This is a genomic window from Sphingobacterium sp. WOUb80, from assembly GCF_050058145.1.
GTDB lineage: Bacteria > Bacteroidota > Bacteroidia > Sphingobacteriales > Sphingobacteriaceae > Sphingobacterium.
The window spans coordinates 1,787,055-1,801,222 of record NZ_CP165617.1 but is presented as its reverse complement, the minus strand read 5'-3'; the positions used below and the strand labels follow the sequence as shown (position 1 = coordinate 1,801,222).

The 14,168-nt window shown below is 41.2% G+C and carries 9 protein-coding genes; 4 read left to right on the top strand and 5 right to left on the bottom strand.

Annotation, left to right across the window (positions count from 1 at the left end; all coding sequences use genetic code 11):
- The first annotated feature begins 8 nt into the window (after positions 1–8).
- Genes hutI through hutG form a run of 3 tightly spaced genes read left to right on the top strand, consistent with a single transcriptional unit; the run spans position 9 to position 4,274 of the window.
- Positions 9–1,256: an imidazolonepropionase gene (hutI, locus tag AB1Z56_RS07335; RefSeq protein ID WP_426791583.1), complete on the top strand. Its 1,248-nt coding sequence runs from the start codon at positions 9–11 to the stop codon at positions 1,254–1,256.
- Positions 1,257–1,260: 4 nt separating this feature from the next.
- The gene (locus tag AB1Z56_RS07330) at positions 1,261–3,279 is read left to right on the top strand and encodes a urocanate hydratase (protein WP_426791582.1); all 2,019 of its coding nucleotides are present in this window, start codon (positions 1,261–1,263) and stop codon (positions 3,277–3,279) included.
- Entirely contained in the window at positions 3,276–4,274 is a 999-nt protein-coding gene (hutG, locus tag AB1Z56_RS07325; protein WP_426791581.1) for a formimidoylglutamase, read from the top strand. Before AB1Z56_RS07330 ends, hutG begins: the two co-directional genes overlap by 4 nt.
- 88 nt (positions 4,275–4,362) lie before the next feature.
- Here the strand turns inward: hutG and AB1Z56_RS07320 are convergent, their stop codons facing one another.
- Positions 4,363–4,644, bottom strand: a complete 282-nt coding sequence (locus tag AB1Z56_RS07320) for a GNAT family N-acetyltransferase (RefSeq protein ID WP_426791580.1) — start codon at positions 4,642–4,644, stop codon at positions 4,363–4,365.
- Between the two features lie 268 nt (positions 4,645–4,912).
- Here AB1Z56_RS07320 and AB1Z56_RS07315 point away from each other — a divergent pair, with 268 nt between their 5' ends.
- Entirely contained in the window at positions 4,913–6,370 is a 1,458-nt protein-coding gene (locus AB1Z56_RS07315; RefSeq protein ID WP_313263188.1) for an exonuclease domain-containing protein, read from the top strand.
- 563 nt (positions 6,371–6,933) lie between these two features.
- Here AB1Z56_RS07315 and AB1Z56_RS07310 read toward each other — a convergent pair.
- From AB1Z56_RS07310 to AB1Z56_RS07295, 4 genes are all read right to left on the bottom strand, one after another.
- Complete coding sequence (locus tag AB1Z56_RS07310) at positions 6,934–8,055, bottom strand: acyltransferase family protein (protein WP_426791579.1); 1,122 nt, start codon at positions 8,053–8,055, stop codon at positions 6,934–6,936.
- A gap of 68 nt (positions 8,056–8,123) precedes the next feature.
- The gene (locus tag AB1Z56_RS07305; RefSeq protein ID WP_426791578.1) at positions 8,124–9,674 is read right to left on the bottom strand and encodes a RagB/SusD family nutrient uptake outer membrane protein; all 1,551 of its coding nucleotides are present in this window, start codon (positions 9,672–9,674) and stop codon (positions 8,124–8,126) included.
- 18 nt (positions 9,675–9,692) lie between these two features.
- Positions 9,693–12,965: a TonB-dependent receptor gene (locus AB1Z56_RS07300; protein WP_426791577.1), complete on the bottom strand. Its 3,273-nt coding sequence runs from the start codon at positions 12,963–12,965 to the stop codon at positions 9,693–9,695.
- 35 nt (positions 12,966–13,000) lie between these two features.
- Positions 13,001–14,140 (bottom strand): FecR family protein, encoded by a 1,140-nt coding sequence (locus tag AB1Z56_RS07295; RefSeq protein ID WP_426791576.1) that lies wholly within the window; start codon positions 14,138–14,140, stop codon positions 13,001–13,003.
- Positions 14,141–14,168 lie beyond the last annotated feature (28 nt).

Sequence of the window (14,168 nt, the reverse complement as noted above, 5' to 3'; positions counted from 1 at the left end):
AAAAAGGCATGGAAAAAGAATTAAAATTAGTCGGACCTTTTAGACAGCTATTACCCATGTCCAATATGCCTTTAAATGGGGCTATTCACGATAAACAATTGCCTATTATTGAGGAAGGGGGGATTTTAATAGCAGGTAACACGATTTTGGATGTTGCTGTTTTTGATCAATTGGAGCAGAAATGGGGTGAACAGGCAACCCGTATTCATATAGCAGGTGATCAGGTCGCTTTGCCGGGTTTTATTGATTGCCATACGCATATTGCCTTTGCCGGTAATCGGGCAAATGATTTCGCCCTTCGAAATGCAGGCTCAAGCTATCTAGAGATCGCTGCTGCCGGAGGTGGGATCTGGAGCACAGTTTCGCATACAAGGGATTGTAAACAGGAAGAATTGGTCGACCTGACTATCCAGCGAGCAGGTTTTCTGTTGAGACAGGGGATTACAACTATTGAAGTGAAAAGTGGTTATGGGCTTAATGTGGAAGAAGAGCTTAAAATTTTGCGTGCCATTCAGGAATCCAATCGTCACACAGCTGCAGATCTCATTCCAACTTGTCTGGCAGCGCATATGCTCCCGCGTGATTTCAGTGGGTCTGCCCAAGATTATCTTCATCAGATCGCGGAGGTTCTGTTTCCTCAGCTAAAATCAGAACAGCTATCAAATAGAATTGATGCTTTTATTGAAGCATCAGCTTTTCAGGGGGAGGAGATCCTGCCTTATTTACAAAGGGCAAAAGAAATGGGCTTTGATCTGACCATTCATGCCGATCAGTTTACCACTTCGGGAAGTCGGATTGCGGTGGAGCTCGGAGCAAAATCTGCGGACCATCTTGAAGCATCCACTGGGGGTGAGATAGACCTTCTCGCACATTCAGATACAGTTGCGGTGGCTTTGCCTGCAGCGTCAATCGGCCTTGGTTGTGGTTTTACACCCGCTAGGAAACTGTTGGATGCAGGTGCATGTTTGGCCATAGGAAGCGACTGGAATCCCGGTTCCGCCCCAATGGGACAGTTATTGACAAGTGCGAGTATTTTGGCAACTGCAGAAAAGCTCAGTAATGCCGAATTGCTTGCCGCATTAACCTACCGTGCAGCGAAAGCTTTAAACCTGTCGGACCGTGGCGTGTTGACCAAGGGCATGAAAGCAGATTTCAGTTTATTTAAGACAGATAATTATCAGGATATTACATACTATCAAGGAAGCTTGCAGCCCACTGCAGTATGGAAAAATGGTCAGGAAGTATTCTCAATATAACAACATGGAAGATACATTTAAGAGCGAGGTTGCGGAAGGTATTCCAACCGTATTACCTCCAAAAGTCGAACGAGATAATACAATAAGCCATGCCCCCCGACGAAAGGATATTCTCAACAAGTCGGAAGAGAAGCTGGCTTTACGGAATGCATTACGCTATTTCCCCAAACAATGGCATACAGTTTTAGCACCTGAATTTTTAGCGGAGCTCCGTAATTACGGCCGAATCTACATGTACCGCTTTAGACCTCAATATCCAATGCACGCTCGACCGATAGCTGATTATCCAGCAGAGAGTAACCAAGCGGCAGCGATTATGTTGATGATTCAGAACAACCTTGATCCAGCTGTAGCACAACATCCCCATGAACTGATTACTTATGGTGGGAATGGAGCTGTTTTCCAAAATTGGGCTCAATACCGCCTCACCATGCAGTATCTTTCACAGATGACAGATGAACAAACTTTACATCTCTACAGTGGTCATCCCTTGGGTATTTTCCCGTCGTCGCAACATGCACCACGTGTTGTTGTAACGAATGGTATGATGATTCCAAACTATTCGAAACCGGATGACTGGGAGCGTTTTAATGCCTTAGGGGTTACACAATATGGACAGATGACAGCAGGTTCCTATATGTATATTGGTCCCCAGGGTATAGTACATGGCACCACGATTACTGTCATGAACGCTTTCCGAAAACACTTAGCAGCAGATGATACCATTCAAGGCAAGGTATTTTTGACTTCTGGTTTGGGAGGAATGAGTGGCGCACAGCCCAAAGCAGGTAATATTGCCGGCTGTATCACCGTATGCGCTGAAATAAATCCTGCTGCAGCAAAAAAACGGCATGAACAAGGTTGGGTAGACCGATTGATCGAAAACATCGATGAGCTTGTTGAACAGGTATGGTTGGCGATGGATCAAAAGGAGACCGTATCCTTTGCCTATATCGGTAATATAGTCGAAGTGTGGGAAGCCTTTGATAACGAAAATATCCACATCACTGTCGGGTCTGATCAGACATCATTACATAATCCTTGGTCTGGAGGCTATTATCCAATGGGGCTGACCTTTGCAGAATCCAATGCTTTGTTAGCGACTGATCCTGATCGATTTAAGCAATGTGTACAAGAAAGCCTTGTACGACATGTTGATGCCATCAATAAACATGTATCCAAAGGAACCTATTTCTTTGATTATGGTAATGCCTTTCTCTTGGAAAGCAGTCGTGCTGGTGCAGCTGTATGGAATGATAAAAAGGATCAGTTCCGCTACCCATCTTATGTGCAAGATATTCTTGGTCCAATGTGTTTTGACTACGGTTTTGGACCTTTTCGCTGGGTTTGTACCTCTGGAAAGGCTTCGGATCTTCAAAAGTCAGACGAAATAGCTATGACTGTTTTGGAAAATCTCAGAAAAGAGGCCCCAGTAGAAATTCAGCAGCAGATGCAGGATAATATTCAGTGGATCAAGGAAGCTGGAAAAAATAAACTTGTAGTAGGCTCTCAGGCGCGTATTCTCTATGCAGATTCCAATGGACGCATTGCGATTGCACAGGCTTTTAATGATGCTGTAAAAAGTGGCTTATTTGAAGCACCTATTGTTTTGGGAAGAGACCATCATGATGTGAGCGGCACCGACTCGCCTTATCGAGAGACAAGCAATATCTACGATGGAAGTCAATTCACTGCGGACATGGCCATTCACAATGTCATTGGTGACAGTTTTCGCGGTGCTACGTGGGTCTCTATTCACAATGGCGGCGGAGTTGGCTGGGGAGAGGTCATCAATGGTGGATTTGGTTTACTGTTGGACGGTTCGGCCGATGCAGCTGTTAAACTAGAAAAGATGTTATATTTTGACGTCAATAATGGGATAGCAAGACGTGCTTGGGCTAGAAATAAAGAAGCAAATCAGGCACTGGACCGTGCGATGGAAAGAAATAACACCTTACAGGTTACCCGTGCACAAATTGTAGATGACCATATTATTGAACAATTATTTGATGTAAGCGAATGAATTTGTTGCTGAGTGATCCAGGAATATACACCAAAGGCGATCCGTCTGTTTGGAAAGGCCGTATCGATGGCCAGGAACGCGATTGGATGCGTTGGCATCAATTGATGGATTGTGTTGATCTTCTCGAACGGCCCGGATTGCAAAGATCCATCGCCCTTCTGGGCTTTTGTAGTGATGAAGGTGTTGGCCGGAATCAAGGCCGCATAGGAGCCAAAGATGGGCCGGCAGCAATCCGAAATGTACTAACAAATCTCCCTGTACATTTTTCAGATGAACTTAAACTTAAAGATTGTGGAGACATTATTTTAAAAGACAGTGATTTAGAGTTAGCTCAAGAAAGCTTGGGCGCGGCATTGAAACTGATTCTTCAACAAGAAGGATTTCCGGTCATATTGGGTGGTGGCCATGAGGTAACTTATGGACATTATCTGGGTATTCGAGAATTTCTAAAGGATCGTAACCAAACGGTTGGAGTTATTAATTTGGATGCACATCTTGATATACGTGCATTGCAGGATGGCAAAGGGAATTCCGGCACAGGCTTCTTTCAAATTGAGCAGGACCAATCAGCAGCAGGTCTGCCATTTCACTATTTGGCGATTGGTATTCAGGAAATTAGCAATACCAAGGGATTGTTAGCGTATGCCAGAGAGAAAAATGTACAGCTTATTGAAAGAGAAAATTTGGTAACCGAAAAACTGGACCTCATTCGGGATAAAATCGTTAACTTTTCAAAATCAGTGGATTATGTGTATTTGACGATTGATCTTGATGCATTTGCTGCAGCCTATGCGCCTGGAGTTAGTGCACTTGCATTTAATGGTATCGTGCCCGATGATTTGTTTTTTACGGTCTACGATCTTATTCTGGACCTACCTAATATCAGGTCCGTCGATTTTGCTGAATTAAACCCTTATTTTGATATTGATTCCCGAACAGCCAAATTAGCGGCCGATCTGATATTTAAGTTGATCAATAAGATGGCTACAAAATAGAATTAATAACGATAAAGCAGTTCGATAAAAAGGTGGTTAGACTTCATTGGAAACAAGTCTAACCACCTTTTGTGTATTGATAGAGCGATTAAAAAAGTACGTCTGCTAATGTTGCATCTTTATCAAAAACCGATTTTGCAAATGGGCATAATGGCATAATTTTTAGATGATCTCTACGTGCAAAAGCGACTGCTGCCATCAGCATCTGTTTGCCCAGCCCTTTTCCTGCATAATCGGGGTCAACCTCGGTATGGTCTATAATGAATTTTGTAGGACCAGCCCAAGTATATGTCATTTGCGCAACGGATTTATCTTGATCGATAACTTCAAAGCTACCGTGTTTATCGCTATTTTTTTGTATTACTTCCATGTCAATGAATTTAATTAAAGGAATTGCAAAATAAACAAAATCCACCAATATATATAATATGTGCTGTTTTCAATAACCAGGGTAGGAGTATTGTAATAAATCTGTTGTTTTATCCAAATGATTAATTATTGTTGTATTTTCAGGTAATCCTGAGAAATATCTATTTTCATTATTTGGGTTACATAATTGGTTTTCCCCGTATTTTGTAAAAGTACGGGGATTTTTGTGATAGCTAATATTTTTAGTATATTTGCTTTGCATTATGTGTATGAATCAAAGCAAAAAACAAGAGTTTGCCATTGTGGACATTGAGACTACAGGAGGCAATGCAAAATCCAGCAGGATCACTGAGGTTGCCATTGTTATTCATGATGGTAACCAAGTTTTGGAACGTTGGGAGACACTGGTTAATCCGGGAAAGGAAATTCCTAATTCAATTTTTGCACTTACCGGTATAGACAATGATATGGTGAAAGACGCTCCATTATTTGATGAAGTTGCCGAACATATTTTTAGCATGCTCAAAGACCGCATTTTTGTTGCCCATAATGTTAATTTTGACTATTCATTTATTCGTTTCCAGCTCCAGGAATCAGGATTTGAATGGTCAGCTATAAAATTATGTACCGTACGTTATGCGCGAAAAATAAAACCAGGATTATTATCCTATAGTTTGGGACGTTTATGTGATTACTTAGATATTCCGATTGAAAATAGACACCGTGCGGGTGGCGATGCCGATGCAACAGCCATTCTCTTTGCATATTTAAAAGTGCTGGACACCGATCAGGTATTTCAAGATATGATCAAACATAAAGCGGTTGATCAGCGTTTTCCGCCACATTTAAATCCGCTGGAGTACGAACAATTACCCAATGAAGCCGGGGTCTATTATTTTCACGATAAAGATGGAAAAGTCATTTATGTTGGCAAGGCCGTGAATATAAAAAAAAGGGTTTTATCTCATTTTACCGGCAATAATATTCAGGCGCAAAGGCAGCATTTCTTAAAAGAGATTCATCATATAAGTTATGAATGCTGTGGGACAGAGCTGATGTCATTGTTATTGGAGTGTGCTGAAATCAAAAGGTTTTGGCCAAAATATAATAGAGCGCTTAAAAGATATGAACCTAAATTCGGTTTATTCTCTTATGAAGATCAAAATGGCTACCTCCATCTGGCTATAGGGAAGGTAAACAGGGGACAAGCCTGTATTCAGCTTTTTCAGCGTGAATATGACGCTATTCAGTTGTTGCAGTCGTTTATTCAACATGGGGATATTAATCCGCAATTTTGTCAGTTTGGGCACGCCAGTTTGTCTACGAAATCCATCAAGAAGGATGAATTGCCCGATCGCGACCTGCACAATACCCGGGTTGAACGTTGCATTGAGGATTGGCTCAAACAGCAACCATCGTATGTATTGATCGATAAAGGACGTAATTCCGAAGAAAAAAGCTGTATTGTCATCGAAAATGGTATTTTTTATGGAATGGGATATATAGATCAGTACTGCCAATACCAGGAGTTTGAAGCTATAAAAGGACAGGTTAAAAGATATCAAAGTAACCACTATATGATGGAATTGGTCAAAATGGCAGCAGAAAGGCAGCCTGTTAAGGTATATTTTTTGACAAAAACGACGGTTTTATCTGCTAACGCGGCGGAGCCTGATTTTTCATATGACAAACAGTCTCCACATCATCTTTTTGAGCTGTTTGAATAGCATCTTTTTCGTTTAATATTTATTACTATTTTCCTGTTAGTCATCTTAATCTCAGTATTCTGTTAAAGAAATGTGAAATAGTGATTCGCGCAAAACTTTGGTCCAATAGTTGAAATATATCTGATGTAGAATATTAAAAAAAGACTTTTCATAATTTAGGTTAATAATTGGTTAGTTAAAACCTGGGGCTCCCAACCTCAGGTTTTCTTTTTTTTAGTACTTTAGGGCGTGACTCTTTATTTGATGCCCCCGCATATTTAGTTTGTGTAAGATAAAATTGTCTTTTTTTTAAATTAAAATATGTGCTTCAAATTATTGGTTTTCAGTAGTTTGATTTTTGTCCCCCCTTTGTCCCCCTAAATTTTTTCCCTGTATAGTTAGTTTAACCTATTTTAGTGTCAGCATACTGTAATAGCGGAATTAGTAAAACAAAGATGGGGCGTTTTCTAAAAGTAGCTGCGGTATATCTTATCCATATCTTTATATATAAAAAGGGCCTTGGCCCTTTTTTTTGCATATCAGAGTAGCCGTTCAATTGGCATTGTCGGTGACAGATAGGTGGCCTAGATTTTAATATAGATATTTTTCTTTCGCAAGTAATATGCGATCAACCAATTTAGGGTGACAAAGAGTAGTGCGAACAGGGCAGAAGCGAGGGACTGAAACTGCCAGTTGCTGAACAATGCTTGATAGCTAAAACTCCATAGATTTTGTTGTGTTTCTCCGATAAGAATAAAGGAACAAACTGTTGGAATCAGCCCACTAAGACAGTAAATAAATAGTGTGTTTTTACCGAAATCGTCAAATATGGTATAAAAGATTCCTCTGATGTGCTGAAATTCGATGAGGTAGATTAATATCCCAAGGAAAGATAGTGCAATGCCCGTTGTGAATATGCAGTAACTGCTGGTCCAGATTTTCTTATTGATCGGGAAAGCAAATGACCAGAGATAGCCCATTAAAATAAACACCAGGCCTACGACAAATAGGTTCATCAGCTCCCTTTTGCCTGTCAGTTTTTGAATAATGTATTTCCCTGTGATATACCCGAATATCGTTTGACTGATGGCCGGTAACAGGCTCCAGATATCCTCTGGATCAAAAGCTGTTCCTTCGCCATGATAGAGGTGGGATGCGCCGAAGATTCGGATATCCAGTGTCGTTCCAAACCAACCATCCAGGCTATATGGATCTGCTTGGTTACCGTAATAGCAAATAAGCCAATAGACGGGTAGGAGCAAGATACTAATAACTGCAGCACCTTTATCTCTAAAATAATATAATATAATCGCTGTGCTGAAATAGCAGATTGCAATACGCTGCAGCACCCCAAAATACCTGTACTTGGCAAAGGGAATCCATTCGAGCTGGTGAAGACTATTCCATTCCACAAAGGGGAAAATATTTAAAAACAGACCCAGTAGCGAAAGTATGATTGTTCTCTTGAGAATTTTATTCCAATATAGTGCGGGTGCCAGCTGATCGCTGTTTTTTAAAGAAAATGCCATGGAGTTTCCGACAGCAAATAAGAAAAATGGAAATATGAGGTCTGTAAACGTACATCCATGCCAGATGGAATGTTCAAGTTGAGGAAAAACATGATGATAGTTGCCAGGATTATTGACGAGAATCATAGCCGCAAGTGTAAACCCACGGAAAATATCCAGTGATTTAAAACGAGTCATAATAAAGTATATTAGTAAAAAAGGCTGTTCAGGGAGTTAATCCTATGAACAGCCTATGCTTGGTCTAATTAATAGCCTGGATTTTGAGTCAGGCTCGGGTTTGCCTGCAGTTCCAATAATGGTATCGGAAGGAGCAGACTATTTTGGTTAAAATTATACTTAATCAAAGTGGGGTTGCTCAGCTGACCGTTATCGCATGTAAATTTGATTTCATTTAACTTATTCATCACATCTACCGTGACACCATAACGATTTAAATCATCCCAGCGTTGCCCCTCGAAAGCAAGTTCTAATCGGCGTTCGTTTAAAATGATGGTCTTTAATGCACTGGAGCTGACACCGGATAGATCGGAGAGTCCTGCTCGGTGCCGGATGATGTTCACCGTATTCAGTGCATCAGCGGTGTTCCCTAAGGCATTTTGCGCTTCAGCTTTGAGTAGTATGATGTCTGCAAGTCGCAAGAGGTAAAAATGATCGCCACTTTGGAAGCTGTTTGCATGTTTCTGTTTGACATTAAAAGGAATCTCGGTGTCGGCATCTGCGCATGGATTCCAGAACTCATCTGCCCAAGGCACCGAGTAGAACCAGATGTTGGCATTCTTTCGTTCAGTGTCACCGGCATTGTCATAAGCTTCGACAAGATCCTTGGATGGTGTCCCGTATCGGCGCCATTCGTTTTCATTGATTTTTCCATTTTCATCAAGATCCGGGAAGAAGAAAGCGCCACCCCAACAACTTAGATTGGGGCTGCCAGCGATATAGGGGATCTCAATAATGGATTCATTGTTGTAATTATGTTTTCCATCAAAGAGGTCCGCATAGTTTTGAAGCAATTGGTAACCACCTTTTCCATTGATCACAGCATTGGCATATTGCAATACCTTATTGTAATCTCGATCAGGCCGCTGAGCCCATATTTTTGTCAGTAATGCATTTGCAGCTCCTTTGGTTGCTCTAACCTTGTCAATGGAAGGCTGTCCAAATACATCTGGAAGATTATTGACAGCAACTTGTAGGTCCGAATCAATAAAATCATAAACCTCCTCGGCAGTTGATCGTTTGATGCGCAATACTTCGGCATCAGTGCTGTTGGAGTGTTTTTCCAACGGCACACCACCGTAAAGTTTGACCAATTGGTAGTAATGAAAAGCTCTTAAAAATGAAGCCTCCCCAAGGATTTGTTTTCTCCTTTCTTCTGAAAACGTAGGATCTGTGACCTTATCAACGTTGTCGATAACGACGTTGCATTTTGAGATTGCTCCATACAGCTCTTCCCAGTCCCTGCGTACCATCTCATTGGTATTGGTAATGGTATTATAATCAATTTGTGAGAAGTCTATTTCACCGCCACCGGCGGCATGTGCATTGTCGGAGCGGATATCCGTTTGCAGAATCATTTCCCATTGATAATAATTGGCATTACTTCCTTCCCGTGTATCGTTACCAATAAAAGAATTGTAGGCTCCGTTTAAAGCTTTTTCGATATTGTCTCCGGTGAGATAGGCATTTTCACTCGTTACCGTGGAGGTCGGTTGAAGATCTAAAAACTTTTTGCAGGAATTTAGAGCAAGAGATGCCAATAAGGCTATGGCTAATGAGGTATATCTATTTGATTTCATTGTTTGTAAGCTAAAAGGTTAAAAAGTTAGGTTTAAACCAACAATAAAGGTTCGTGCCTGGGGTGAAGTCCCAAAATCAATGCCCGGCGCCATATTAGCACTCACATTTGCCTGATTATTTCCCCCATACATACTTACCTCAGGATCTAAACCTGAGTATTTTGTGAATGTTAAGAGATTCTCACCTGTCACATAAAAACGGACCTTATTGAGCTTCCATCTTTCTAGCACTTGCTTAGGTAGGTTATAGGCCAAAGTCATCGATTTTACCCTGAGGTAGGATCCTTTCTCTACAAAACGCGAGGAAATCTGCGAATTATAGTTGTCATCTGTATTGTTAAGATCCGGACGTGGCATATGACTATTTTTGTTGTCAACCGTCCATCTGTTTAACACAGCAGCACTTTGGTTTCTAGGTTCCCACATACCTTCTGTATAAATACGCGTCGCATTAAGGATATCATTTCCCTGTACACCTTGTAAGAAAAAGGAAAAGTTGAAGTTCTTATAGCTAAAGTCATTTGTCATGCCATAGGAGAATTTTGGTGTCGCATTACCAATAATTGCCATGTCACTGGTTTGAAGACCTGCTTCAGGATCAGCCATCTGATAGATCATGTCGCCGGTCTCTGGATTGACGCCTTTTGCAATATATCCCCAGAATGATCCCAAAGCAACGCCTTCTTTTGCAATTGTACTATTGCCGCGGCCATCAATATTTCCGTCATAGTAGGTTCCGCCATCAATATTCAGGACTTTATTGCGATTGAGCCCAAAGGTCACTGTTGTATTCCATTTGAAATCGTGAACGAAATTTCGGCTACTCAATTCGAATTCGAAACCTCTATTTTGTAGGTCGCCGAGGTTTTTCAGTGCAGTTCTATAGCCCGAACTATACGGAACTCTTGAGCTGAGAAGTAGGCCTACAGTCCTTTTTGCATAATAATCGGCCGCAAATGTTAGTCTTGAACTGAAGAAGCTGGCATCTACACCAATATCGGTCTGGTTTGTTGTTTCCCATTTTAGATTGGGGTTATCCAAAGTGAAAGGTGTGTATCCGGGTACAACTTGATCGCCGATGTTGTAAGACCCTGTAACATAGACCAAACCCAGGTAGGCAAAAGCCGGAATTTGGCTATTTCCAACTTTACCCCAACTCGCACGAATTTTTAAGTCGTTTACTGTGTTTTTCAAAGAGCTAAAAAAGTCTTCGTTGGATAAACGCCAACCGGCAGAGAAAGAAGGGAAGTAACCCCAACGGTTATTAGGGCCAAATACCGATGACGCGTCAGCCCGCAGATTTGCTGTAAATAAGTATTTGTCATTATAATCATAACCGATTTTCGCTATACCGGAAACAGTCGATACGGCGGCATCTATCGCTGTAGGCATCGCCGTGATCATCGAACCACCATTGACGGTGTGAATTGCTGGATTAGCAAAATTCTGTGTAGCGATATTTGAGATTGTTGTTTGTGTTTTAGTGGTGATATAACCTAGTAAACCTGTGAAGTGGTGCTTGTCACTAAAGGTTCTGTCATAGTTTAATGTATTTTCGGACATCCAATACTGATTGTCCTGCTGCTGGAGCGTCGCCATTCCTTTATATTTTCTACCTTCTGTCGTGCGGAACGGATCCACAAAAGTGCGGTACTGGTTGTTAAATTTCTCATACCCAAACAGCGATTTGAATTTTAATCCAGGTAGGATGTTGGCTTCCACAAAGGCATTTCCTGTAAATCTGTTGTTGATATAGCTGTGCTCGTTGCCTGTTGCCAATGCAACGGGGTTGTCGAGATCGGTATAGAATGGATCTACTGTGAAAGCGCCTTTATCGCCATATATACCGATTACTGGAGAGCCCAGATAAGCATTCATGATGACTCCATTTCTGGAATTTTCATTAATATCTACGTCGTACCAACGATTGTAAGATAAGCTTGTTCCAACTTTAAAGATTTTATTGATCTGATGATCCAAATTAACCTTGAAATTGACTTTATTGACTGTATTGGTAATTACCGTACCATTATCTTTTTGATAAGATCCCGAGATGTAAAACCCTGTCTTTTCATCTCCACCGCGTACTGAAGCCTGGTATTTTTGGCTGTGACCGGTGCGGAATAGCTGATCTGGCCAGTTCGTGTCAGCGGTATATTTCGACCAATCCAAGGCTTCTCCCATCTCAGTCATTAATGCTCTATATTGTGCCGCATTTAGAACGCTAGGCTTTTTTCTGATGGCTGAAAATCCTTGATAGGTTTCGAAATTTACCTGTGTTTTACCGTTTGTTCCTCTTTTGGTTGTAATCAATACAACGCCATTTGCTCCAGAAGATCCATAGACAGCGGCAGAAGCAGCATCTTTTAATACCGAAATACTTTGAATATCTGATGGATTGAGTTCTGCTATATTTTCCGTAGGAACTCCATCTACAATGTATAATGGATTGCTACCTGCAGTAATTGTTGAAGTTCCGCGAACGCGAATGGAAAATCCGGCTTGAGGTTGTCCGGAAGATTTTACAATTTCTACCCCCGCCATTTTGCCCTCCATGGCACTCGCTAATTGGGTCACAGGACGATCTTCAATATCCTTTGTGCTCATGGTTGCAATGGCTCCCGTAATGTCCTTTTTTTTCTGTGTTCCAAAACCAACGACAACGATCTGCTCCAATTGATTGTTGGCAGTTTTTAGCTGCACATTGAGGAAGCTATTCGAACCTACAGTACTACTGATTGTCTCATAACCGATCGAACTAAAACTGAGCTGATGCGTAGGAGTCGCTTCAATTGAAAACTCACCTTTGCTGTCTGTTTCCGTTTGTTTACCTGTTGTTGTATTGCGGATTGTGACCCCTGTTAATGCTTTACCGTCGCCATCGGTAACGCGCCCTTTGACAAGCTGTTGTACATTTATCGTGTTTCTTAAAGGTATGTCATCTGTTTTCCTTTTTAGGACAATGGTGTTGTTGACAATTTTGTATGAATACGACAGCTCTTTCAGGTTGTCATCAAGAATTTCAACAATAGAACCATCTTTATGGTTTATTCGGATTTTTTGGTTATCATTAATCTGTGAGTTATCGTACAGAAACACATAAGAACTCTGACGCTCAATTTCTTTAGCAAACTTTGCTAAAGTGTATTCCTTGTCTTGTAACTTGATTTTAGATTGGTTTACATTCGCCATCGCCAAATTATTTGCATGGGAAACGCATTGGATAGCAAGTAAAGCAGCAAATAGTTTTGCCTTTTTACCAGTCCCTTGGATGGTTTTAAGTTTATACATAATTAGTTGGGTAAGTTTGTTTTATATTAAATAATTTAGAGTTCAACTTCAATTTTGTTGTTTTGCAATCGACATTTTATATCCAGGAAGTTGAGGGTCTCAACCAGTTGCTGGGCCGTTGAATTACGTTTTATTTTTCCTGTCAGTTCACGCTTTTCATTTGTTCCTTTATACACGATATCTACATTATACCAGCGTTTTATGGCGGCAAGCGCATCTTTAATTGGTGTCGATTCGAAATAGAAAAAGCCATTTTTCCAGGCCATTGCTTCTTCGATATTGGCTTCTGCTACGATAAGATCTCCGCCAGTGGTAAATGCTGCTTGACCAGGTTTCAGCATTTTCGACTTGCCGAATTGTGAAACCTGCACCGAACCCTCCATTAAGGTTGTTTTATTATGCTCACCTGGATAGGATCGCACATTAAAATGGGTTCCGAATACACGAATGGTCTGTTCATTGGATCGCACATAGAATGGTCGCTTGCTATCATGGCTGACCTCAAAATAGGCCTCCCCAGATAATTTTACTTCTCGGCTATTGGAAGCAAAAGATTCAGGAAATGTCAATATGGAGCCAGCATTTAGCCACACCTTACTGCCATCGGCCAAAATGATCGTATACTCTGTTCCAATCGGGGTTTCAATGGTATTGGTACGGCTTGCAGCAGTATTCTTACTGGCTGTAAATTGATATTGCACGGTTCCGGAAGCAGTGGTAACGACTTTCACCTGTTCATCCTGATGGAGGACACTCTGTTGGTGAGCAGAAAGGTCAATTTTAGTTCCGTCGGCTAAAGTTAATACGGCCGCTTTAATGCCCGGATGAACTTGTTGTTGCGTCTTCGCGGTTACCTGCGGGGTATCTCCGGTTGTTCTTTTAACAAGGTAAAGGGGTAATATAAACAACAGTGCCAAAGCAGCAGCTATTCCACTCAATTTCACCCATTGTGGAATTCGCTTGATTTTTGACGCTTGAATTTCCTGCTTTATATTGGAAAATAACAACTCTTTGAGTTGTTGTTCATCGGTTGCCAGCTCCTCAGGAATAGGGAGCGGTTCGCCATTACTTGTTTCATACCACTGTTGCAATTCAGCTTCCTCTTCAGGGGTACATGTGCCTTGAAGCCATTTATAAGCCAATCGCCTTATCCGGAATTGATTATGATCAACCATATTTAGGGGTTATTTGTATATAGAGTCC

What these genes read in the sequence shown, in the direction of transcription:
- AB1Z56_RS07305 (WP_426791578.1), bottom strand. Translation starts at nt 9,674, where the DNA reads ATGAAATCAAATAGATATACCTCATTAGCCATAGCCTTATTGGCATCT.
- AB1Z56_RS07330 (WP_426791582.1), top strand. Translation starts at nt 1,261, where the DNA reads ATGGAAGATACATTTAAGAGCGAGGTTGCGGAAGGTATTCCAACCGTA.
- AB1Z56_RS07310 (WP_426791579.1), bottom strand. Translation starts at nt 8,055, where the DNA reads ATGACTCGTTTTAAATCACTGGATATTTTCCGTGGGTTTACACTTGCG.
- AB1Z56_RS07295 (WP_426791576.1), bottom strand. Translation starts at nt 14,140, where the DNA reads ATGGTTGATCATAATCAATTCCGGATAAGGCGATTGGCTTATAAATGG.
- AB1Z56_RS07315 (WP_313263188.1), top strand. Translation starts at nt 4,913, where the DNA reads ATGAATCAAAGCAAAAAACAAGAGTTTGCCATTGTGGACATTGAGACT.
- AB1Z56_RS07300 (WP_426791577.1), bottom strand. Translation starts at nt 12,965, where the DNA reads ATGTATAAACTTAAAACCATCCAAGGGACTGGTAAAAAGGCAAAACTA.
- AB1Z56_RS07320 (WP_426791580.1), bottom strand. Translation starts at nt 4,644, where the DNA reads ATGGAAGTAATACAAAAAAATAGCGATAAACACGGTAGCTTTGAAGTT.
- hutI (WP_426791583.1), top strand. Translation starts at nt 9, where the DNA reads ATGGAAAAAGAATTAAAATTAGTCGGACCTTTTAGACAGCTATTACCC.
- hutG (WP_426791581.1), top strand. Translation starts at nt 3,276, where the DNA reads ATGAATTTGTTGCTGAGTGATCCAGGAATATACACCAAAGGCGATCCG.